General features: G+C 37.9%; 21 protein-coding genes. 5 read left to right on the plus strand and 16 right to left on the minus strand.

Translation table 11 applies throughout. The features are described 5' to 3' along the window. The 4 genes from gyrB to VNN39_RS00020 all read right to left on the minus strand — a co-directional run bounded on the left by gyrB (position 1) and on the right by VNN39_RS00020 (position 4503). Positions 1–1959, minus strand: a complete 1959-nt coding sequence (gene gyrB / locus VNN39_RS00005) for a DNA topoisomerase (ATP-hydrolyzing) subunit B (protein ID WP_017369781.1) — start codon at positions 1957–1959, stop codon at positions 1–3. A gap of 161 nt (positions 1960–2120) precedes the next feature. Next, positions 2121–2855, minus strand: coding sequence for a TIGR02206 family membrane protein (locus VNN39_RS00010; protein WP_338997641.1), 735 nt, complete (start codon positions 2853–2855; stop codon positions 2121–2123). A gap of 11 nt (positions 2856–2866) precedes the next feature. Beyond that, complete coding sequence (locus tag VNN39_RS00015) at positions 2867–3466, minus strand: HAD family hydrolase (protein ID WP_338997642.1); 600 nt, start codon at positions 3464–3466, stop codon at positions 2867–2869. 53 nt (positions 3467–3519) lie between these two features. Then, complete coding sequence (locus VNN39_RS00020) at positions 3520–4503, minus strand: dimethylarginine dimethylaminohydrolase family protein (protein WP_338997643.1); 984 nt, start codon at positions 4501–4503, stop codon at positions 3520–3522. 398 nt (positions 4504–4901) lie between these two features. Between VNN39_RS00020 and VNN39_RS00025 the strand changes: the two genes are divergently transcribed. After that, on the plus strand, positions 4902–5594 hold the full coding sequence (locus tag VNN39_RS00025) for a YitT family protein (protein WP_338997644.1): 693 nt from the start codon (positions 4902–4904) through the stop codon (positions 5592–5594). 127 nt (positions 5595–5721) lie between these two features. Beyond that, entirely contained in the window at positions 5722–6360 is a 639-nt protein-coding gene (locus tag VNN39_RS00030) for a glycoside hydrolase family 73 protein (RefSeq protein ID WP_243415539.1), read from the plus strand. Between the two features lie 91 nt (positions 6361–6451). Here the strand turns inward: VNN39_RS00030 and VNN39_RS00035 are convergent, their stop codons facing one another. The 4 genes from VNN39_RS00035 to VNN39_RS00050 form a co-directional block, all read right to left on the minus strand. Further along, positions 6452–7345, minus strand: coding sequence for a DNA/RNA non-specific endonuclease (locus tag VNN39_RS00035; protein WP_338997645.1), 894 nt, complete (start codon positions 7343–7345; stop codon positions 6452–6454). Positions 7346–7455: 110 nt separating this feature from the next. Continuing rightward, positions 7456–8262, minus strand: a complete 807-nt coding sequence (locus VNN39_RS00040) for a GH25 family lysozyme (protein WP_165713721.1) — start codon at positions 8260–8262, stop codon at positions 7456–7458. A 70-nt stretch (positions 8263–8332) separates the two neighbouring features. Beyond that, positions 8333–9457 carry a radical SAM family heme chaperone HemW gene (hemW, locus tag VNN39_RS00045; RefSeq protein ID WP_338997646.1) on the minus strand — a complete coding sequence of 375 codons (1125 nt, stop codon included), beginning with the start codon at positions 9455–9457 and terminating at the stop codon, positions 8333–8335. A gap of 47 nt (positions 9458–9504) precedes the next feature. Continuing rightward, a complete protein-coding gene (locus tag VNN39_RS00050) occupies positions 9505–10086 on the minus strand; it encodes a hypothetical protein (RefSeq protein ID WP_165713715.1) in 582 nt (193 codons plus the stop codon). Positions 10087–10870: 784 nt separating this feature from the next. Between VNN39_RS00050 and VNN39_RS00055 the strand changes: the two genes are divergently transcribed. Further along, positions 10871–12463 carry a bifunctional aspartate transaminase/aspartate 4-decarboxylase gene (locus VNN39_RS00055; RefSeq protein WP_017369792.1) on the plus strand — a complete coding sequence of 531 codons (1593 nt, stop codon included), beginning with the start codon at positions 10871–10873 and terminating at the stop codon, positions 12461–12463. Positions 12464–12534: 71 nt separating this feature from the next. On the opposite strand, the gene tpiA is transcribed toward VNN39_RS00055, so the two are convergent. The 7 genes from tpiA to pcrA all read right to left on the minus strand — a co-directional run bounded on the left by tpiA (position 12535) and on the right by pcrA (position 20315). Continuing rightward, positions 12535–13293 carry a triose-phosphate isomerase gene (tpiA, locus tag VNN39_RS00060; protein ID WP_004258230.1) on the minus strand — a complete coding sequence of 253 codons (759 nt, stop codon included), beginning with the start codon at positions 13291–13293 and terminating at the stop codon, positions 12535–12537. A 135-nt stretch (positions 13294–13428) separates the two neighbouring features. Beyond that, positions 13429–14340 carry a bifunctional riboflavin kinase/FAD synthetase gene (locus VNN39_RS00065; RefSeq protein WP_252175723.1) on the minus strand — a complete coding sequence of 304 codons (912 nt, stop codon included), beginning with the start codon at positions 14338–14340 and terminating at the stop codon, positions 13429–13431. A gap of 1 nt (position 14341) precedes the next feature. Continuing rightward, positions 14342–15247, minus strand: coding sequence for a tRNA pseudouridine(55) synthase TruB (gene truB, locus VNN39_RS00070; RefSeq protein ID WP_339007105.1), 906 nt, complete (start codon positions 15245–15247; stop codon positions 14342–14344). 191 nt (positions 15248–15438) lie between these two features. Further along, positions 15439–15891 (minus strand): glyoxalase/bleomycin resistance/extradiol dioxygenase family protein, encoded by a 453-nt coding sequence (locus VNN39_RS00075; protein ID WP_338997647.1) that lies wholly within the window; start codon positions 15889–15891, stop codon positions 15439–15441. A gap of 108 nt (positions 15892–15999) precedes the next feature. After that, the gene (gene mdt(A) / locus VNN39_RS00080) at positions 16000–17256 is read right to left on the minus strand and encodes a multidrug efflux MFS transporter Mdt(A) (RefSeq protein WP_017369796.1); all 1257 of its coding nucleotides are present in this window, start codon (positions 17254–17256) and stop codon (positions 16000–16002) included. A 195-nt stretch (positions 17257–17451) separates the two neighbouring features. Continuing rightward, complete coding sequence (locus VNN39_RS00085; RefSeq protein ID WP_165714144.1) at positions 17452–18018, minus strand: DNA-3-methyladenine glycosylase I; 567 nt, start codon at positions 18016–18018, stop codon at positions 17452–17454. Positions 18019–18020: 2 nt separating this feature from the next. Next, positions 18021–20315: a DNA helicase PcrA gene (gene pcrA, locus VNN39_RS00090; protein WP_165714431.1), complete on the minus strand. Its 2295-nt coding sequence runs from the start codon at positions 20313–20315 to the stop codon at positions 18021–18023. A 210-nt stretch (positions 20316–20525) separates the two neighbouring features. On the opposite strand from pcrA, the gene VNN39_RS00095 reads away from it, so the two are divergent. Beyond that, a complete protein-coding gene (locus VNN39_RS00095) occupies positions 20526–21392 on the plus strand; it encodes an ATP-binding cassette domain-containing protein (RefSeq protein WP_213432332.1) in 867 nt (288 codons plus the stop codon). Between the two features lie 12 nt (positions 21393–21404). Continuing rightward, positions 21405–22172: an ABC transporter permease gene (locus VNN39_RS00100; protein WP_017369800.1), complete on the plus strand. Its 768-nt coding sequence runs from the start codon at positions 21405–21407 to the stop codon at positions 22170–22172. A 49-nt stretch (positions 22173–22221) separates the two neighbouring features. Here VNN39_RS00100 and VNN39_RS00105 read toward each other — a convergent pair whose 3' ends face one another. Then, positions 22222–22953, minus strand: a complete 732-nt coding sequence (locus VNN39_RS00105; protein WP_165712093.1) for a class A sortase — start codon at positions 22951–22953, stop codon at positions 22222–22224. Positions 22954–22956 lie beyond the last annotated feature (3 nt).

Here is a 22956-nt window from a genome sequence, read left to right on the forward strand (position 1 = left end):
TTAAACGTCAATAGTAGAGTATTGTGCATTTGCTTCGATAAATTCGCGACGTGGTTCAACTCGGTCGCCCATTAGCATATCAAAGATTTTGTCTGCTTCAGCGGCATCTTCTACAGATACACGCGCCATAAGACGAGCATCAGGATCCATAGTTGTTTCCCAAAGCTGATGGTCATCCATTTCCCCTAAACCTTTGTAACGTTGTACTGTTGGTTTTGCACGTCCTTGAGACCATTTTTCAAGTGCAAGTTTCAACTCACGTTCTTGATTTTCTCCGGGTTGGATATACTCTTTTGTTTCTGAGCCGACTTTGATTCCGTAAATTGGTGGTTGAGCGATATAGACATATCCCGCCTCAACTACAGGACGCATATAACGGTAGAAAAGTGTCAACAAGAGCGTACGAATGTGCGCACCATCCACATCGGCATCGGTCATTATAACCAGCTTATGATAACGTGCTTTAGATAAATCATAATCAGCACCGAAACCAGTTCCCATCGCTGTAAAGAGAGAGCGGATTTCTTCGTTTGCTAAAATCTTATCCATTGTCGCTTTTTCAACATTCAAGATTTTACCACGGATAGGCAAAATCGCTTGGAATTCACGATTACGGCCAGACTTAGCAGAACCGCCAGCAGAGTCTCCTTCGACGATGAAAAGTTCCGTTTGTTTTGGATCATTGGAAGAGCAGTCAGCAAGTTTACCAGGCAAGTTAGAAATCTCTAAACCTGATTTTTTACGTGTTACTTCTCGCGCACGCTTAGCCGCGATACGTGCCTTGCTCGCAAGAATACCTTTTTCAACAATTTTCTTCGCAACTTGAGGATTCTCAAGCATAAAAGTTTGCAAGGCTTCTGAGAAGAGCTTATTGACGATACCTGTCACTTCACTATTTCCCAATTTGGTTTTAGTTTGACCTTCAAATTGTGGATTAGGGTGTTTAACAGAAATAACAGCAGTCAAGCCTTCACGGACATCATCTCCTGTAAGATTTTCTTCATTATCTTTAAGAAGCTTTTGAGCTTTTGCATAGTTGTTTATCGCACGCGTTAAAGCAGTACGGAAACCTTGTTCATGCGTACCACCTTCGTGTGTATTAATATTATTTGCAAAAGACATGATTGTCGAGTGGTAAGTCCCTGTATATTGCATAGCAACTTCTACAGTAATACCATCTAATTCACCTTCTGTATAGATGGGTGTGTCAAAAATAACTTCCTTATTTTCATTAATGAAGGAAACATAAGATTGAATCCCACCTTCATAGTGGAACATAGCATGATTGTCTTCTTGCCCTTCACGTTTGTCGGTAATAGAGATACGTAAGCCACGATTTAAGAAAGCTAATTCACGGACACGTGTTACCAACTTATCATAGTCAAAGATTTGTGTCTCAGTGAAAATCGTTGGGTCTGGTGTAAAGTGAACGACCGTACCACGTTTCTCTGTTTCACCGACAATAGCCAAATCTTCGACAACAACACCACGATGATATTCTTGATAATATTTTTGACCATCTTTATGTACGGTAACATCTAACTGTGTAGAGAGAGCATTCACGACGGATGAACCAACACCGTGTAAACCACCAGAAACTTTATAGCCGCCACCGCCAAATTTACCCCCAGCATGGAGGATAGTAAAGACCGTTTCAACCGCAGGACGTCCCGTTTTCTCTTGGATATCTACTGGAATACCACGCCCATCATCCACAACTGTAATAGAGTTGTCAGGTTCAATAAACACTTCGATATGACTGGCAAACCCCGCTAACGCTTCATCGATAGAGTTATCAACAATCTCCCACACTAAGTGGTGTAGTCCTTCCTTTGAAGTTGATCCGATATACATCCCAGGACGCATACGAACCGCTTCAAGTCCTTCTAAAACTTGAATTTGACTGGCATCATATTCTTCTGCCTTTTTTTCAATTTGTTCTTTATTTTCTTCGTTCAAAATAATCTCATTTCTTTGAAAATACTTACTTATAATTATAGCACATTCTAGCTTTTTTTACTATATACTGCGAGCCATAAAAGCTTTTACTCCATCTTAATAATTTCAGAAAAAAAGCAGCTTTACGCTGCTTTTTTGTTTAATATATTTCGTCTTTTTTCTTAATTCATCCGAACTTTCGGTGATTCTTTCCATGACCAAGGAAGATAAATAACAAGCCAAAACATCAATACAATAAAAATTAAACCTAAGATATAATAAGAACCGAATACATTATAGATGGGTTCAAGTGGACTTCCCGGAACTGGTGTTCTTAGGAAGAAAAAGTTTTGATTCCAAACTTGATTGAGAAAGGCACAAATAGGCACAACAATCGTCAAAAATGCAGCAGAGCGCCAGAGTTCACGCCATTGAGGGACAAAATCGCCTGCAATCAGACGCATTAAAACATACGAGATAAGTAAGCAATGAATCAAAAAGCTCTGCCATACAAAGACATTAACAAAATCATTGGTTACCCAGTTCGGTGTCACAAGTGCAAAAATTGCTCCAGGTAAAGTTAAGCTATACAAGAGCTCACGACTCGTTTTATTTGAGCGCACTGCATCAAATAAAATAATGAATATGCCAAGTCCACACAGTTGAAAGGGCAAATCTGCGTACAAAAATTGATTAGTCATAACTAAAATAATATCTCTAATGACTTCAAGCAATAAGGTAACTGAAGCAACAAGTAGACGTAACATTTTACGTCTCTCCTCATTTGCCCGAAGGTACGTACGAATCAAGCCAAAACTGATCAGTGCTAGAACAGCAAGGGCAAAAAAGTGATCGGCACTAAAAAGGCCAAAGCCTGGCCCAACAGCTTTTTCATTCGATATAAGAAAAGTATTCATTGTGGTTCAGTTTACTCCATAATGTCTGATAATTTTTTGATGCTTCGCGTTGCTTTGGAATACTCCTGCTGAGTATCAAAGAAAATAGTCGCAATACCCGCTGTACGACCGGCTTCAATGTCCAAAGGACGGTCACCAATCATCACCGTCTTCTTGGGGTCTAAGTTATATTTTTGCACTAAATAATTAATTGAATCCGGTGCTGGTTTACGCGGAAAACCATTATCTGCCGTGACAACTTCAGTAAAATATTGAGAAATATGGGCTGCTTCAAGAATGTCTAATACCTGTTTGTCTCTGTGAGAAATCATGAAGTTCTTGCAGTTCTGATTCACGATAGTACCCAAGAGCTCTGAAGCCCCCTCAAACAAAATTGGTTTGACCAAAGCTTCTGCTTCCAGTTTTCGGTATGTTTCAAGAAACTCTGGTATGTGGCTTGCGTATTGCTCCACAGCATGAGCAGTGGAAACTTTGAGTGCTGCATATACATCGTCATGCAAAACAACTCGTTCTTCCTTTTGCCAAAGTGCTGCAGCAAAAGCATGACTAGAATTTTCGTAATTATTAAGTAAAGTGCCACCTAAATCCCAGATATAGTTTTCGTAGTTCATTTGATAATTATATCACAGCTAAGGGCTGGCTTTCTGTTTTAAACTTATGCTTCTTATTTTCGAAGTAAGGGCTGTGTGCTACATCTAAATGATCCACCTAAACTTCGGGATATTTTGAAATCAAGGTACTCTGGACGGACTCCCCGTGCTTCAAGGGCTTCACCAATGTATTTAAACTCTGAATCTAAAATATATACTTCTTCATTTATTGGGAGGCCATTAATCGCAAGCTTTGCAATATCTTCGAAAGGAACATTTATTTTATCCCAATTTTTAAGCAGCTCAGGTACACCTGTTAAAAAGGCTTCCTCACAGACAATCATTAGACCATCTCTGACCAGACTTAGAGCACAATCAAGATGTAAAACATCAGGATGGAGTTTAACCTCAATCACCTGATAGCCCCAATGTGCTAAATAAGCTTTAAGCCATAAATAGCCGTTATGATTGCTCGCTTTACCTGAATTTCCTACAAATACTGTTTTTTCTAAAACGAGGATATCGCCACCTTCTAAGAAAGGTCCACTCTCATTCGTTTCTCCTTGTGAAGTATCTGCCATTGGAAGAGAAACGTAAAAAGCATCGCTAGAATAGGCTTGTTCAGTGAGTAAGTTTCTTACGGGTAAAACCTCGTTGCGGCGATGGAAAAAGCGCATAGACCCTTCAATCAGGGAGTCACCAATCGTAAAGAACGGGTCACGTACAAAAAAGTTTGCAGCACCATAGACTTTTCCTTGTTCTTTCTCATAATCCGTGAGAAGACGTGGACGCAAAACTTCAATATCATATTTTTCTAGCAAAGCTTGCAGATTTGCACGCTCTTCTTCCCACTGCTTTTGTCTTTCGGGAAACACTTCTGCATAATTTTTTCCGCTGGTGTCTTTATTATTAAACATATCAAGGACATCGTCTTCAAGGAAAGAACCGTCATCATTGGTATGCTCTTCGTGAGGTAAGATAAATTCCGATTGTGTTAAAACTACACGTCTCAGTGGCGCAAACTCACTTGTAACACCTATTTCTTTTACATTGTTCATGTGTATTTCCCTCCTTTAAACTAAACTGTTAACTAATTCTTATATTATAACATTTTGTGATTTTAAAAAGTCCTCACATTGGTGAGGACTAAAGATGTTACAAAAAGAGTATTATTTGGAATAGTTATATTATACATTCGTCTTCTTAACCAAGACTAAAAAAGACTGCTTTTTTAATGAATCAATATCTTTTTCTATATTTGTCTGAATCTTTATGATTTTACTATAATATAATAGTAATTTCTGCCTAATACAAGGTTTAATTAAGTTTTAAATGTAATAATAATAGTTACAACACTGATAAATGTAGGCTCCTTTAAAGCAATTACAAAGATACGAAATTATTTATTCGAAGCTTTAAGGATATCCTAGAAATAATGAACTGTTAAGGAGAACTTATGACACTTTTAGGCGTAAAAATAGATAAATATTTTATGCGGGATTTACTGATACTACTTATCGGCGTAGGACTATATGTCCTATCTGTACAGCTTTTCGTCATCCCCAACCGACTAGCCAGCAATGGCGTTGCTGGCTTTTCTGTATTGATGGACTTTGTCTTTGGTGTTAATCCTGCTTTAACTTTCTTCCTCGTTAATGTACCACTCTTTACTTTTGGCCGTAAATACTTATCTTCACGTGAGCTTCTTCTCAGTATTCCAGGTGCAGCCGCTATGAGTGTCTGGATGATGATTTACGAAGCAATCGGGATTACAGGAATCCAGTTTTCTAATATCGTCTTTGCTGGTATTTTTGACGGAATTCTCTCAGGAACAGCTGCTGGATTAGTCATTATCTCTGAAGGTACTTTTGGAGGCACCTTGCTTTTGGGCCGAATATTAGAAGAAAAATGGAGCTTCAAAGTGGATAAAGTTTTATTTGGTGGCGATGTCATTGTCTTAAGTCTTTCTCTTCTCACATACCTTACCTTGCCCAACTTTGCCGTCACATTGTTGTCTTGCTATCTCTTCAGTAAAGTCACTTTGATTGTTGGTCGTGCGGATTATCGTCAAGAGCTCTTACAACGACTTTCAGTCATTCGCCTACCACAATTCGGTACTCAAGCCATTAAAGAGCGAAATAGAAAATAAGAAATAAAAAGTTTCCAAAAAGGAATCTTTTTTATTTCTGTTCAAAAACGAATCAGCTGTCATTTTTTCTAGCGTAATAAGTTTTGAACCTATCCACAAATTGAGACTTTTTTGTTATACTAATGTCATGACATATGATAAAAAGCGTCGCAAGTCTACTTCTAAAATCCGAAGTTTCTTTCGCATTGTTTTGCAGCTTTTGATTTTTCTCTTTGTTGCAGCAAACCTCTTGAACTTTAGAATTATACAAACAAGTGATAATCGTAATGACACTGAGCTCGCTAACCAAGTTGAAACAATTACAGAATACAACTTCATTCGCACTATAGCTCCCTACGCACAAGAATCGCAAGAAAAGTACCATGTTCTCGCCTCTCTGACTTTGGCTCAGGCTGCTTTAGAAAGTAATTTTGGTCAAAGTGGACTTGCAGCAAAATACTACAATCTTTTTGGGATCAAAGCTTATGGTGATGTACCAACTGTTACTTTAGATACGAAAGAATTTGAAAATGATAAGTGGATTACCGTAAAAGCAAAGTTTCGGGTATATGATGGCTGGAAAGAATCTGTTGAAGGACACGCCTATCTCTTTACTAAAGGAACAACATGGAACCCTAAGCAATACGCAAGTGTTTTAGCTGCGAAAAACTATAAAGAAGCTGCTAAAGCCGTGCAAACCTCTGGTTATGCAACAGACCCTGCTTATACCGAGAAGCTCATTCAAATGATTGAAAGCTACGGTCTAGATCAATACGATAAGATTTAGTCCTTCTTTTCAAAAGATATAAAAAAAAACGTAAAAACAGAGTATCGGTTTCTACGTTTTTTTTATTTTATTTAATAGCGAGTATACAATTCTACTGTAATATTGTTCCCTTACCCGAGGCATAATCAATTTGAATCCCAGGCTGGACATTAGGGATGAAAACATTAAACTCTAAGCTTCCATCTTTCGACTTAGCTTCCATATGCGTACCTGAAGGAACAAGATCGTTCCCGTCATACATAGGTTCTACGCGATAGCGGACTGTTTTATTCTTATCGAGAGCTTTGCGGACTAATCCTTCATAGTAGTTCTGTCCTGTATTTTCGTCATTGCCATTACTTGCTTGGTTGGCCCAAGCGGTTTGTGTACTGATATTTTGTGGGTTTGCTTCTGAGGCATCAAAGCCTTTGATATTTCCTGCTAGCGCGTAGCCAATCGAATGTCCTCGGTTATAGAGTGTGCTGTATGAACCGGAAGGAATCATGAGTTGTTTCCAGCCTACAGGATTTATTTTCGCACTGTTAGACTTCCCATCTGCTCCCGTTGTTTCTGAACGGTTTTTGTACTGACGACTCGTCTTATTGAGAAGCGCATTGGCAAGTTTAGGACGGCCTAAAGCATCTTGCTTAGCCAGTTGGACATAAGGTGCACTATTAACTTTTGCATCCAAATCTGTTTTATTGTCATTGACAATAAAAGCACCTGTCCCATTGTAAGTTACTGAATCTTTGAGATTCTTTTTAATTGAAGGTGTTAAAACTGATTGTGCTAAAGACTGTGTCGGCACTTTGTCTTTGATACTGCCATAATCGACCTTGCTAAAATTTTTAAGTTGCTGGCTTTGTGCTGGCTGATTCAGCGAGGGTGATCCTGTAACTGACGACAGTATTTCTGGATTTGACTTTAAAAATCCTAAACCAAGAACAACAACTGTCCCTAGAATACCCGCCCCTGCCTTCAATCCTGTTTGTTTTTTCTTTGCCATCTTCGCTCCTGATTTTATCTTATTACTTGTTCAATTGTTTCGTTTCTTATTATCTCAAAAATAACATAAAGAAAATAGACTTTCGTCTACTGCTCCTTCCCTTTATCTTATTAGGGATTTCTAAAAAGTTTATCGTACTGTTCTTGCGTACGAATCATGTTTAAATCTAAATGTCCACCATAGCTCGACAATTGTCCACGGTCCGTGAATTGGTGCATATCATAGTTCAAATCCGTTTTAGGAGATGTATCCCACATTCCCGTATTTCGACCATAATCAGCCATCCAAATTGAACTAAAATGGCTAGAGTCAATCTTATGGTCAGTCAAGAACCAATCTTGAGCATAGATACCTATATTCTTAGCACCTAGGCTTTTAAGCTCCTCGCGGAAAGCATCTACTCCCTCGCTCATGTTATCCATACTAACTTCTTCGATATCAAGCCAATAATATGTGGGCTTAAAAGGATGAGCGCGCTCATAAAAAAGACGTGCCTGTTCTTTCATCTCCTCAACATTTTTACCGTTGACGTAGGCGTATACTGCAACAGGAACGCCTCGCTTTTGTAATTCGGTCATGTGCGTCTTAAATTGACGATCTTCACCACTTTTATAAGCAGCTGCATTGTCCTTACTTGATTTCCCTGTTTGCACTCGTACAACAGCGCCAATAACTTCTTGACTCATCAAGTTGTAATCAATATCTTCAGGTCGCTGCCATGCGGAGATATCCACTACAAATCGGTTTAAATCAACATCTTCGTTGCTTAATGATTTATTTACAACCACCGTTTCTTCTTTTTCATGCGTCGATGCCATCTCGGGAACCTGATACCTTAAGTTACCAAAAACAAAGACCAGAGCAGTAAAAATTCCAGCAACAATCACGGTTGCCAGAGGGGTAAGCTTTTTTCTCATATTACTATTTTCACTCTTCATTCACACTATTGTAACACAGATTAGGACAATTTTTTTCAGATATACATACTTAATCTAACAAAAATTGTTCAAAAACTTCATTTCCTAATTCAAATCCTTTTTCTGTCATCCGTACACGTCCATCAGCATCAAGCAACATCTTTTGAATCTTTAATTTCGCAATAACTGGACCATAAACTTCTTCAAGTGTTTGGCCAAATTTCTTTTGGAAACGTTCTATAGATACACCATTTTTTTTACGTAATCCTAGAAACATTTCCTCTTCAATCATTTGTTTCCTTGTCAATACTTCTTCATTTACGCGTTTATTTTCCTCGCGTAAATAATGATGAACAGGTCCATGATTTTTATAACGAATGCCATCCAGATAACCTGAAGCTCCAGCTCCAACGCCATAGTATTCCGCATTGTCCCAATAGGTCATATTGTGCTTACTTTCATAGCCGACTTTTCCAAAGTTTGAAACTTCATAATGTGAATAACCTTTAGAAGTCAGCGTTTCAATAATATACTCATACATATCCGCATTGCGATCATCAGATGGTAAACGGAGGCGTCCACGACGTTGACGATTCATGAATACTGTATGATCTTCTAGAATCAGGCTATATAAGGCAACATGGGGAAGGTCCAATTCTAAGAATTTATGAACATCCCTCTCAACCATTTCCATTGTTTGGTTCGGTAAGCCATATATTAAATCTATCGTGATGTTTTCAAATCCGGCAGCACGTAGTCTTTCTATTGAAGAATAGACTTCTGCTTCAGTATGTGTTCTCCCAATTTTTTTCAAGAGTTTATTATCAAAGGATTGTACGCCAAGTGAGATACGATTCACAGGCGAATCCGCTAAAACAGCAAGAACTTCATCTGTTAAATCAGAAGGGTTTGCTTCCACCGTGAACTCTTCAAGTTCTTCTAAATCAAGATTTTTCGTCAAATGCGTGAGTAATTTTTCAAGTTGATCTGCAGGCAAAACACTAGGTGTTCCGCCCCCAATATAGAGCGTTTTTAAACTACTAATACCATAGCTATCATACTCTTTAAGCAACTCATCGATGTAAGCTTCGACCGGTTGTCCCGTCATCAAAACTTTAGCAAAATCACAATAGTAACAAATATGTGAGCAAAAAGGGATATGTATATAAGCTGCTTTTGTTTCGTTCTTTTTCACTTTATTACCTCTTCATTATTTGTTTTATAATTTTTACAGATTTCACTTTATTCTATTTTTATTGACTTATCTTTCACTTTTAAAATCACTGTCATTAAGATGTTAAGCAGAAAAAGATAAACAGGGAAAGCAAGGTGTGCAAAATCCCAAGTACTTGTAGCGGGAAGGGCAATTCCCGTGGTCACTATTCCCGCAGCAAAGGGCTTAATGCTTTCAGTTTCAGGATATCTCCAAGCTTTAATCAAGGTAGGCAAAGCTGCTAAAGCATCACTCATGATGGCCAATAAAATCGCCAGATTAGAATTCTGTGTCAAATACCAGATGACTAAGGTGATCAGTGAAACTATTCCACAGGACAAGTCAAAAAAGGTTATTTTCCAAAAAGACTGCTTATTTATAAAGGAAGCGCCAAAAACAAGTAAAGGCGTAAAGCCAGCCATGAAAACAGGAATTTGACCAAGGCTAAACCCCGACGAAGAAAAGGTGGCAAAAAAAGCAATCATTGGCGCTAAAGCCCAGAGAAACCAAGTTACTTTATTGGGAATCACCCAACCTTTGAGTGTGGCTCTAACGTAGCCCAAAGCAAAATATAAGGTAACAGCAGCACTCAAAATAAGTAAATATGCCATCTCGCCGCTCTCCTTTACTGGTAAAAACTCATATCTTACTATTGTAACAAAAAAATGTTCGATTAATCGATCGAACGCTCTCATTTTAAAAATATATTTAACTTAGACACTATTAAAACAGACTAGATATTTTATCAATAGCTCGTCCAAATGCTTTTAGACAGTAGCCAAAGAAATCTTTAGCTACCTCTAAATTTAAATCGTTGGATGTCAAATTATAAGTAGTCATATAATTTAAAAATAGTGCTGCAAGAGTTAATAGAAATAACACGACGATAATCCCAATTATCATCTGAATTATCCGCTGATTCCTGAATTTTATATAAGCACTTCTCCATTTCGGATCGTGTCTTCTATTTTTATAAAATTCATAAGTATGCAATGCCATCTTTTACTCCATAATGTTTGATAATTAAAGTATATCATATTCAATCCCTAAAACGTTATATCTGTCAGACTTTTTAATCTAATGTACATGAGAGGCAGTAATAATACCGTGAAAAGTTTCTATTATCAAGATTTTTATTCAATGAAGAGGGTAAGATAAATAAATTTTCTTATCCTAAACTAGACTTTCAAAAAAGTGAGGCAGCTTATATCATAATTCTTTTGACCTTTTGCTGTCTGTAAATTTACTAAACAGTGAACAATTACCACTTTTATAGAAAATCTTCGGTAATGTAAGAATAGCCTTATTTTCACCAGTTTGATACTTATAACTACTTTTGCTCTCTTTGTGTTATAATTAATAACAAAAGTTCAATAAATTTAAATGGGAGAACACATGGAAAAAGAAGTTACCATTAATGATTACACCGGTTTAGGAGCTTTTGAAGTTAGCTTTGAAATGCTTAAACTGGCAGAAAAAAATAAAAAAGCCAATATCTTTTTGAATGCCGGTCGCGGTAATCCAAACTGGATTAATACTAAAGCACGTTTAGCCTTTAATCGCTTAATTGAATTTGGTATTAAAGACTCCCTTCGTACGATTGAAAAAGCTGATATGGCTGGATATACGACATTGAAAGGTATTGGGCAACGTTTTGAAGCATTCTTAGAACCTGACGATGATGAGATTGACAAATTTTTGATTGATGTCATGGATTATATCGAAATTGATCTTAAACTCAATATTGACGATGTGATTAAGGAATTTATCGATGGCGCTATCGGAAATAACTATCCTGTTCCTAGCCGCTGTCTGAGAAATACCGAAATTGTCTTGAACCGTTTTATGGAAAAAATTCTGTATAATGGCGTTCATCTCGAAGATAAGACACAAATCTTCCCAACGGAAGGTGGTACAGCTGCGATTGTCTATATCTTCAACTCACTCAAGCGTAATAAATTAGTTGTTCCGGGTGATAAAATCGCTATTAACACACCTATCTTTACACCTTACTTGCAACTTCCTGGTCTAAGTGAGTTCAATCTCGTCGAAACCTTGATTACTTCAGATGAAAGTGATAATTGGAGCATTCCCGAAACAGAAATCGAAAAATTATCAGATCCTGAAATTAAGGCATTCTTCTTAGTTAATCCATCAAATCCGGGTTCTAAAGCATTCAGTCAAGAAACACTTGACGCTTTAAAACGAGCTGTTGAAAAAAATCCGGATCTTATCATTATTACAGACGATGTCTATGGAACCTTTGTTCAAGATTTCCAATCTGTTTATAGTGTCGTCCCTTATAATACCATTCTCGTTTATTCTTTCTCAAAACTTTTTGGTGCAACAGGTTGGCGTTTAGGGCTTATTGCTATGCAGGAAGATAATGTCTTTGATCGTCTTATCTCTGAACTTGATCCTGAGGATATTGAGAAACTCGACAAGCGCTATGATATTGTAACACATGACACTAAAGAGTTGCCATTTATCGAACGTATTGTTGCTGATTCACGTTCTGTTGGTCTTTATCACACAGCTGGACTCTCTACACCGCAACAAATCATGGAAGTTCTTTTTGCCTTTACGCATTTGATTCATCGTAAAGAGGCAGATCCTTACTTTGAAGCTTGTGATGCTCTTATCGATGAGCGCTATCAAGATTTGCTTAAAGCTATGAAATTAGAGCCAGACAACTCGAAAGAGAATGCTAAATATTATACGCTCGTAGATATTTATCAACTTGCCGAAATCCGTTTTGGTAAAAAATTCCGTATCTATTTGGAAGAAAATTTTGATTACTTAGAGTTCTTGCTCAATCTCGCTGACAAAAATGGTGTTGTCTTAATGGATGGGACAGGTTTTGGTGCTTCTAGTGGTACACTCCGCATTTCCCAAGCCAACTTGCCTACAGAGGATTATTACTTGATTGGTAAGCAAATTATTAATCTCCTTAAGGAATATTACTCAGATTATTTGAAGAAGAGATAGATGTAAAAGAAAAACTTCATAAAGATAATAAGATAAAAAAAAGAAACCTCGATAGGTTTCTTTTTTTTATCTTATTTGTAAATTTCAAGCAAGCCAAGGAATGAATCAGCTTCGAGTGAAGCTCCACCAACCAAAGCGCCATCAATGTTTTCTTTAGACATAAGTTCAGCAACTGTTTCAGGTTTTACAGAACCACCGTATTGGATACGTACAGCGTCTGAAACTTCTTTTCCGTAAAGTTTTTCAACTGTTGAACGAACAACTCCACAAGTTTCGTCAGCGATTTCCGCAGTGGCAGTTTTACCTGTACCGATAGCCCAGATTGGTTCGTAAGCGATAACCATGTTTGCAACATCTTTACCGTCGATACCAGCAAGACCAGCTTCGATTTGAGCTGAAACCCATTCAGCTGTTTTGCCAGCTTCAAAAGTTTCAAGTGTTTCACCACAGCAAAGGATTGGTGTTACACCAGCTGCGATAAGTGCTTTAGCTTTTTTGTTGATGTCTTCGTCTGTTTCGTGGAAGTACTCACGGCGTTCGCTGTGACCGATTACTGAATATTCGATTCCTTCTGCTGCAAGCATAGCTGGAGCGATTTCACCAGTGAATGCACCTGAATTTTCAAAGTAAACATTTTCTGCTGCAACTTTAAGTGGGTTATTTCCACGTTCTTGTACCATTGATACAAGGTAAAGTGCAGGAGCTGCGATAGCAACTTCTACTTTGTCTTCTGATGGCAATTTACCGTCAATGTTAGCGATAAATTCTTTAACCTCTTTGAGGTTTTTATTCAATTTCCAGTTACCAGCGATAATAGGTTTACGTGACATTATTAATGTTCTCCTTAAAAATTGTTCTTATTAAGTATATCACAATCTAGCCCTTTCTGCTTGAATTAACGTTTTAAACTTTCTCACACCAACTCATAAACCGAATAAAGAGCAACAGAAAAAACCTAATCAAAATTAGGCTTCTTTTACTTTATATTGACGTGCTTTTTCTTCGTCGTCTTTCATCTGAACAATCAAGGCTTCGATGCTATCAAATTTAATCATCTCACGAATCTTGTCTAACCAGAGTACTGTTAAATTTTCCCCGTATAAGTCCAAATCTTTATCAAAAATATGAATTTCAACTGTTTTTTCTTTGCCGTTAAAGGTTTCATTATAGCCAATCGAAGCAAAGCCACGTTGTCGTTTACCATCCCAAAGAACATCAACTGTGTACACACCAGGTGATGGGATGTGAATAAAGTCTTTAATCGCCAAATTAGCAGTGGGATAACCTATTGTTCGGCCACGAGCAAAGCCATGCACAACTATTCCCGTTGTCTCATAAGGATAACCTAGAAGTACATTTGCTGCTTCGATATCGCCAGTCTTCACAAGTTCACGTATCCGTGTAGAAGAAATCTTTCCTTCATCATCTGCAACCTCAGGGACAACAACCACTTTATATTGCTCACTACTTTTAAGTTGAGTCATGTCTGACCCGGTTTTATGATCAAATCCAGTAATAACAACTTTCGGCAAGAACTTTTCCACTATATTTTTAGAGAACTCTTCTGCTGTTTGCTTAGCAAAACTTGAAGTAAAATCTTTAAAAACTAGATAGTCCACACCATTTTCTGCAAAAAGTGCTTCTCGTTTTTTATCACTTGTTAACTTAAGCAACATATCTGGTTCGAATTTTTGAAAAGTAAGTGTCGGTTTTTCTGGAAAAGTTAAGACGGCAATCTTCAAATTTAGAACAGCTGCGATTTTTTTTGCCTCAGCAAACAGTGCTTGATGGCCGCGATGCAAACCATCAAAATAGCCCAAGACAAGAACAGTGGGTTCATTCCAATTTTCAATTTCGTCAAAATACAAAGTTTTCATTTTAATTTATTACCTTATTTGGTTTTAATATTCCTGGTTTTTCGGGATGTTTCATATAGACAGCGATCAATTTATTTTGATAAAAGAAAGCAAAGCGTTTGGCTTCACAAAGCTTACCAAATTCGGTCTCCTCAAACTTTTTACCTACACGCACGGCTGCTGCCTGTTCGTCTGTTACATCAATACGAGGTAAATCAGACACTGCAACTTCCTTGGGCTGCAATATCTCAGTAAGTTTGTCATCAAGGACAAAAGCCTCAATTTCTTCCAAAGTCAGTGCTTTATCAATCTGTAATCCGTTAGCCGCAGTCCGTTGTAACTTAGACATATGTCCAGCATAACCCAAAGCAGCAGAGAGGTCTACTGCCAAAGTACGAATGTAAGTGCCCTTACTACAAGCTACACGAAACGTAAATCGTGCGCATTCATTTTCAAAAGTGACCGGACTTGTCCGCACGAATGATTTAATTGTAACATTTCGGGCGGGGCGCTCAACTATTTCCCCCGCACGTGCATATTCGTAAAGGCGCTTCCCCTTTACCTTAACCGCTGAATACATCGGCGGTATTTGTTGAATCTCACCAACAAAAAGGCGTATTGCTTCATCAATTTCTTTTTCCGAAAGGGTTAACGGAACAGATGTAGTTTCAATGACTTTACCTTCAGCATCTTCTGTTTCTGTAGAGAAGCCGATCGTCACTTCACCTTCGTATACTTTTCCAGCCTCCTCCATGTATTCGAGAAGACGCGTGGCTTTACCTACGGCGACAGGCAGCACACCTGTCACTTGTGGATCAAGCGTTCCTCCGTGGCCTATTTTTTTCGTTTTTAAAATTCCTCGAAGTTTGGCAACAACATCAAAAGATGTCCAACCCGCTTCTTTATATACATTTAAAATTCCATTCATAGATACATAATTATAGCACTTTTTCAGACTTATTTCAGATAAAGGAGTATCTCTCTCTTAATTTTTCAGCGAGAATTTCATAACTCGCTGGCTGCTTACTTATTTTCTTTCTCTGTACTGATACAAATCAATGAAAATAAAAACGTAGCTTTTAGCTACGTTTTTAGGAAAATATATTTTTTATAATGTTTTTAGATTTCCCCAAGTTTAGAGTAAGGTTGTGCATGTAACATCCATCGCACACCATATTTATCGGTAAAATCTCCCATAGCGCCACCCCAGAATTGTTCTTCAAAAGGCATATTTATTGTCACTTGTCCTGACTCAGATAAGTGTTTCCAAAATTCTTGCGCTTCTGCCATTGCATCTTTATCTTCAGAGTTAAGATCTAATAAAATCGATATTCCCGTATAACTTAAAACTTCATGTTGAAAATTATCTGCTGCCATAACAGTCGTTCCTAGAATATCAAACTGACTGTGCATTGTCATTTCTGCTGCTTGTTCCTCAGACAAGCCAAATTCTTTTGCTTGTTCACCTGCGACAGGTACACGTCGGATATTTTTTGCACCAAGTACTTCTTCATAATAATCGAGTGCTTCTTTTGTATTATTAAGTACAATATAAGGATGTATGTTAGCCATAAGCGCCTCTTTCTTTTTTACTTCTTTTTTACTTCTTTTTTACTTCCTGATGTGATAGCTTCATTTTATCATAAGGGATCCATTTCAACTATTGGTTTGATATTTATTTCACTGTCCTTCATTTTCTAGTTTTCTTTGTAAGAACTTATCATAATTCCGGACTGAGGGTGTAACATACAAGAGGAAAGCAGACAATATGCCTCCAAATCCTGCAATCACGAGCATATTTTGAACACCTATAGACTCTGCTACAGGGGCAGCGAAGATTAACCCAACTGGCCCAGCAATACTCATCAGTGCCGAAACTATTCCCATAACACGTCCTAAATACTGGGCTTCAAATGATTGCTGTGTAATTGCCATATTCATTGTGGTATAAATCTGTCCCACGATTCCAGCAAAAACATTCAAAACAAGGAAAATCCAAAACCCATTCATATTTCCAGGAAGAAAGCCTGAACCACCGATACTTAAGCCGACAATAAGATAGGCAGCAATAATCCAAGGCATACGGTTCTTAGTCTTTCCAAAAATACCGACAGCGAAAGATCCAATCAGCATCGCTGCGGCAAATAAAACTTCAACCCAGCCCGCATGAACAATTGTACCTCCAAAATATTTCGTGGTCACAAGAGGATAGAGACTCATTGCGGGCATAAAAAGTAACATGAAAAGGGCGCCAATGAGAGTCATTTTCCACATCGGTTTATTCTCACGGAGAATATTAAACCCTTCAAGTGCATCCTTAATAACAGAAATCTTTTCACCTTGTGAAGCGACTTCCGGAATTTTAACCAAAAGCAGCATTCCAGCACCAAGGATGAAGCCAATCACATCAAGTAAAATAACCCAATGAATCGGCAGAGTTGCTACCATGAATGCTCCAATCCCAGGTGAAACAATGAATATCAGAGATTGAATGATACCGAACTGTCCATTGACTCGAGTGATTTCTTCTTCTGGTACCATTGTGGGCATAATAGATTGGACTGTAGGCATCTGAGCAGTCTGTGCCACCGCACGAATACCAATAGTCACAAAAACCATCCAGAGTGGATAAACATCGTTATTAATTCCGTAAATAAATAGTCCTAAAGCGATTACTGCAACCACAGCATCGTAAAAAATCAGTAAGAATTTCTTGTTGATACGGTCAATAAATGGCCCAACAAAAGGGCTCAGAATCGCCATAGGTAACATACCTACTAGTGTGGCAATAGCAAGAACGGATTCTTCGCCTGTTTCAAGGGTTAAATACCAAATTATCGCATATTGGACAATCATTGACGTTACACCCGTTAGAAGCTGACCAATCAAAAACAAATAAAAATTTTTCCGCCAGTTGGTTGGTACTTTTGTGTTCATAGGATTCCTTTTTCTATATCTTCTTTGAAGAGCCTAAAATTTTATCTGTAAGCCAACAGAGATTCGTCTCCTTTTTAAATATTAGCATATCAAAAAAGGAAGAGTTCTCAAAGCAATTTAAACCTTAACTTCAAGTATTTTACTGATTTTTAAGAAGCATCAAAAAGAGCCTGAACGATATCAGACTCTTAGTATTTACAGTAGTTCTTTATTTCGGAAACAATATTCGGCATGGTCATTAATCACACCTATAGCTTGAAGGTAAGCATAGATGATTGTTGGACCAACAAATTTCATTCCTCTTTTCTTCATGTCTTTAGACATGGCTTCAGCTAAAGCATTGGTGACAGGTACTAAACTTTCATCAGTAATTTGATGTTGCAACACTTGCCCTTCTGTAAAAGACCAGATGTATTTATCAAAAGAACCGAATTCTTTCTGAAGTTCTAAAACTTTTTGAGCATTATTGACTGCAGCTGCTATCTTTAGCTTGTTCCGGATAATCCCTGCATTTTGGCGCAGTTCTTCTTCCTTTTCCTTACTGTAGCTGGCTACTTTTTCAATCTCAAACTGATCATAAGCTTTATAGAAGCTTTCCTGTTTATTTAAAATGGTTGACCAAGAGAGGCCCGCTTGATTCATATCTAAAACAAGTTTTGCAAAAAGTTCCTGATCATCATGGACCGGGGTTCCCCAATAAGTATCATGATAATGAATCATCTTCTCCGAAGAAAGGCACCATTTGCATCGTTTCCTATCCATTTTTACTCCTTTTTCTCAATAGGTGCCATCGCAGCCAAAAGGCGTTTCATGCCTACTTCTGGGAACTTAATTTTCAGTTCCATGTTCTTACCAGTTCCGGTAACAGCTAACACAATCCCTTCGCCCCATTTGCGGTGGACGGCGGTGTCTCCAATCGTCCAGTCTTCGGTTGCAATATCTGCTTTTTCAATCACACGTGCTGTACCAGGATTGACTGCTGCTTTACGTTGATGTAGAGCATCTGTCATAGACATGCCAGTACCAAATCGTGTCGCACCATCAGCCGTTTTATAACTAGCATTGAAACTTGAGTTAGCCTTACGTGCAATCCCGCCATAGTCCAATAATTCATCATCAATCTCCGAGATGAAACGGCTCGGACGGTTATAGCTGGTTTTACCGTAGAGTACACGTTGATTTGCATTTGTCATATAAAGAAATTCTTCGGCGCGCGTGATTCCCACATAGGCGAGACGACGTTCCTCTTCCAATTCATCAGGATCATCATTGACACGGGAAAGCGGGAAGATGTTTTCTTCCATACCGATAAGAAATACAACAGGAAATTCTAGACCCTTTGCAGCATGTAAAGTCATCATGGTAACCGCATCACTCGCTTCTTCGTATTCGTCAACCTCAGAAAGAAGACTCACTTCATTAAGGAAACGACTCAAACGGTCCAAGCCGGTTTCCTTGATTGGTTCTCCGGTCATTTCATCTAGTGGTACTTCTGACTTTTCATCAAAATTCTTTGTCACAGAGAGAAATTCTTCGATATTCTCAATCCGTGTCTGAGCTTCAAGATTTGCTTGCATTCGTAGGAACTTCATATAGCCCGTGCGGTCGAGCATTTCTTCGACAAGCTCCGTGATACTGGACGTTTCAATAAAGCTACGCAAGAAGTCAAAGATCAGTCCAAGATTGTAGATTTCACCAGCTGCTTTACCTCGAATATCCGATAAAGTAATATCCAAAGTTGACTCTGCCAAAGACTTACCTTGCATATCCGCAAAGTTTCGCAATTTTTCCAGAGCACTTGGACCAACACCACGTTTAGGTTCATTGACGATCCGCTCGAAACTCATATTATCTCGAGGATTGGCAATCACGTTAAGGTAAGAAATAACATCACGAATTTCTTTACGTGAGTAGAACTTTGTTCCTGCAACCATACTATAGGGAATATTGGACTTCAAAAACGCTTCTTCTATTGTACGTGATTGTGCATTTGTCCGATAAAGGACAGCAAAATCAGAATATTTCCGACCAGCTTGCACTTGCTCATTTATCGTCGAAGCTGCAAAGATTGCTTCATCCCGCTCATCATTGGCGCGGTAATAAAGGATATTCTCCCCATCATTATTTTGGGTCCATAATTTTTTAGGGCGACGATTCACATTGTTATTTATCACATTATTGGCAGCCTGTAAGATTGTTTTTGTAGAACGATAATTTTCTTCAAGTAAAACAACTTTCGCATCTGGATAATCTTTTTCAAAGTCAAGAATATTCTGCATATCTGCACCACGCCAACCGTAGATGGACTGGTCAGCATCACCCACAACACAAATATTTTTAAAACGTTGAGCCATTAACTTGACGAGCTGATATTGCGCATGGTTAGTATCTTGATATTCATCCACATGGATATATTGAAATTTACCTTGATAATAGGCTAAAACATCAGGATTTTTATCAAAAAGACGTAAAGTTTGCATGATTAAATCATCGAAGTCCATCGACTCCGCTTTACGCAGTTCTGCTTGATAAGTTTTATAAACACGTGCTGTCAATAACTCATAAGGATTACGCGCATTGATTTGTCCTTCGTAAGCCTCGGGATCGAGAAGGTCATTTTTAGCGTTTGAAATTGTATTAAGGAGCGTTTTAGGTTCCCATTTTTTAGGATCCAAGTTTGCTTCTTTTAAAATACGCTTCATCAAGGTTTTTTGTTCCCCTGGATCAATAATCGTAAAGTTTCGGTTATAACCAATATGGTCAGCATCGCGTCGGAGGATTCGGACACACATAGAGTGAAATGTTGCAATTAATGTATCTTGAGCTGCCGGGGTTAAATTAAGCGCACGTTCTCTCATCTCACGCGCAGCTTTATTGGTAAAGGTAATCGCCAAAATATTCCATGGATTTACCATTTTTTCATCGATAAGATAAGCAATACGGTGTGTCAAAACACGGGTTTTTCCTGAGCCCGCGCCTGCCATGATTAAAAGTGGTCCTTCTGTAGTTTGTACTGCCTCTGCTTGTTTTTCATTCATTCCATTTAATAAAGGATTCATTTATTCTCTCAATTCCAGTCTAGTCTTGCTCTCCTATTATAACAAAAGAGGGACTTTCATGCACATCTGTTTCCCCTTAATTCTATTTCATTAAGCGTAATAATTATCGCAATAACCAAAGCTGTAAATACTGGATTACAGTTGCTCGATTGGCTTGTAAAAGCGACTCACACATGATAGAATTATTCATAAAATGAAAGAAGGAAAAACATGACGCTGAACATTCAAAATCTCCGCTTCTCTTATCAGGCGCACAATGTCCTTGATTTATCCCCTGTAACTTTCGAACAAGGAAAAATTTATGGAATCGTGGGACGAAATGGTGTTGGAAAAACGACATTTTTTAAAACGCTAACCAATATTATTACCAACTATTCTGGCAGCATCGAGATTGACGGCCAAAACATTAAAGAAAATCCTAGGATACTAACATCTGTAGGTATTGTTCTTGATGATATGGAACTTTATAAAAATTATTCAGGTTGGTTTAATCTTCGCTATTTTGGTGGCCTCCGCGGAAATTTTGATGAAGAAAGAACACGTATCTTAGCTAAAGAATTAAATATTGACAACAACCTGAACGAAAAAGTAAGTCGTTATTCTTTGGGAATGAATAAAAAGCTGATTCTTCTAATTTCCCTGATGAGCGATGCGGATATCCTCATATTTGATGAACCTTTCCGTGGCCTAGATAAAGGAACTGTCGAATGGTTTAAAAATTACCTGCTTCATTTAAAGACAGAAGGACGAATGGTCCTTATTTCAAGTCATGTTCAAGAAGACATTGAAACTCTAGCCGATGAAGTTTTAGTCCTAGAAAATGGTAATTTTGTTGAAAAATTCGATCTTCATAAGAAGAATCAGACCTATATTTACCGTGTCCAAACAAATCAACCTCAAGCACTTCACACCTTCCTAACGGAGTTACACGTTAAGTTTTCACAGCAAGCCGAAAACTGGACGATTTTTGAAATGAATGAAGACAATTACCGCGAGTTCTTCAAGCAAGCTGTTGCTCAAGATATTGAGTTTTATCAGATAAAAAAAGAAAGCAAGTTCATTGAACTTGTGAAATAGGAGGAACTCAATATGAATGCCAAAAATATTTTTAAAATGGAAATGTACAAAAACATAATGGATAAAACCTACATGATTGTCCTTACTGTATTCATTTCTTTAAGTCTATTGCTTAACTTTTCATGGTTGGCTGTAAGTTTGACAAACATTGATTTTCAAAACTTCCCCATCCTCCTCACTTTTCTTTTGATTACAACTGTCTTTGCCATCATTGGTCTAGCTATCTTTTCTCTCTTATACCCTTTTCATCTACTCAATGTCGATTACAAAAATAAAGTCATGAGTTTGATGATTGCCAGTGGTGTTTCTCGGGTCAAATATTACTTTGTCAAAATCGGTACAACAATTTTGACTCAATTAATTGCTCTTTTTCTTATCTTAGTTGTTCCTTTTGTTACTTTCTTTATCTTCAACCAAGAAACGGTCTTTTCTCTCTTTCGATCGCTTGATTTGTTGGTTCATTCCGCCGATATTTTTTCGGGACTTCTGTCTTACATTTTAGGACTTATTGCAATGATGGTCACGATGGCTTTAGCTGTTATTATCACGCGCGGAAGCACTTCTGGTTTGTTTGTATACATCGCTTTTAATTTTGCCTCACGTATTCTCCAAACAGTCTTAATGAGTCTATTTTTCCTCTTTCTTGCACAAGTTGGCACTTCGGATTTTAGTTCGACATTTGTAAGCAATAATAGCCTCTTCAGTATTGGTTATCATATTATAGAAATTTTGGTTTTCGGTCTAATTGGTATTTTCTATCTTCGCAAACAAGACTTATAAAAACCTCAAAAAAACTTCCAGAAAATGTTCTGGAAGTTTTTTATTTTTATTATAGTACTTGATTATAACTACGGCTAAAAGCAGTTGTCATCTCTTTTGTTGCATCATCATAAGCAACCTTTTTCTCAAATATGCCATGCACAATGATTCGGTTGACGGCTTCTGGATCAGCACAAGTTACCAAGGTAATCTCTGTCTTTCCTGGAGTATCATCGATTACTTCAGAATGTTCTGGAGAAACAACAGATATTTTGTTGATGCGATATTGGTAGATATTATTTTTGTCCGTGACATAGATAACCATGCCCTCTTTCGCACGCTCAAGGGGTGTAAAGAGGAGACTAACATCACTACTAAATCCAGTGACATTATGGCTGGCTAAGGCATAATTCCCCTGCCCCATCACTTGATCTTCTTTCATCGTTCCCGCACCAAAGGCGAGATTCTCATTAGCTAAACCATTAAAAATTGGCAGGTTAATACCAACATCAGGAATCGCAATTCCCCCAATTACTGGCATCGGTTGACGGTTTAACTGATGCCGCATCACTTGCTCAAAACTTATTGATTCCACGCTATCAAAGTCAAAGTTTCCCTTTACTTCTTTATTTTCTTTAATCGTTTCACGCGTCACATTATGTATCTGATAATGCGCCGTATTTCTACCGATTAACCAGTTTCGGATAGGCTTATTAAAAACAAGAACCAAACCCACAAGAAAAAGAAGTAAAATAAGCAAATTAACCAACACACGTTTCCAGCTTTTGTTTTTTTTCGCCATGTT

The organism is Lactococcus formosensis, assembly GCF_037892375.1.
Lineage (GTDB): Bacteria > Bacillota > Bacilli > Lactobacillales > Streptococcaceae > Lactococcus > Lactococcus formosensis.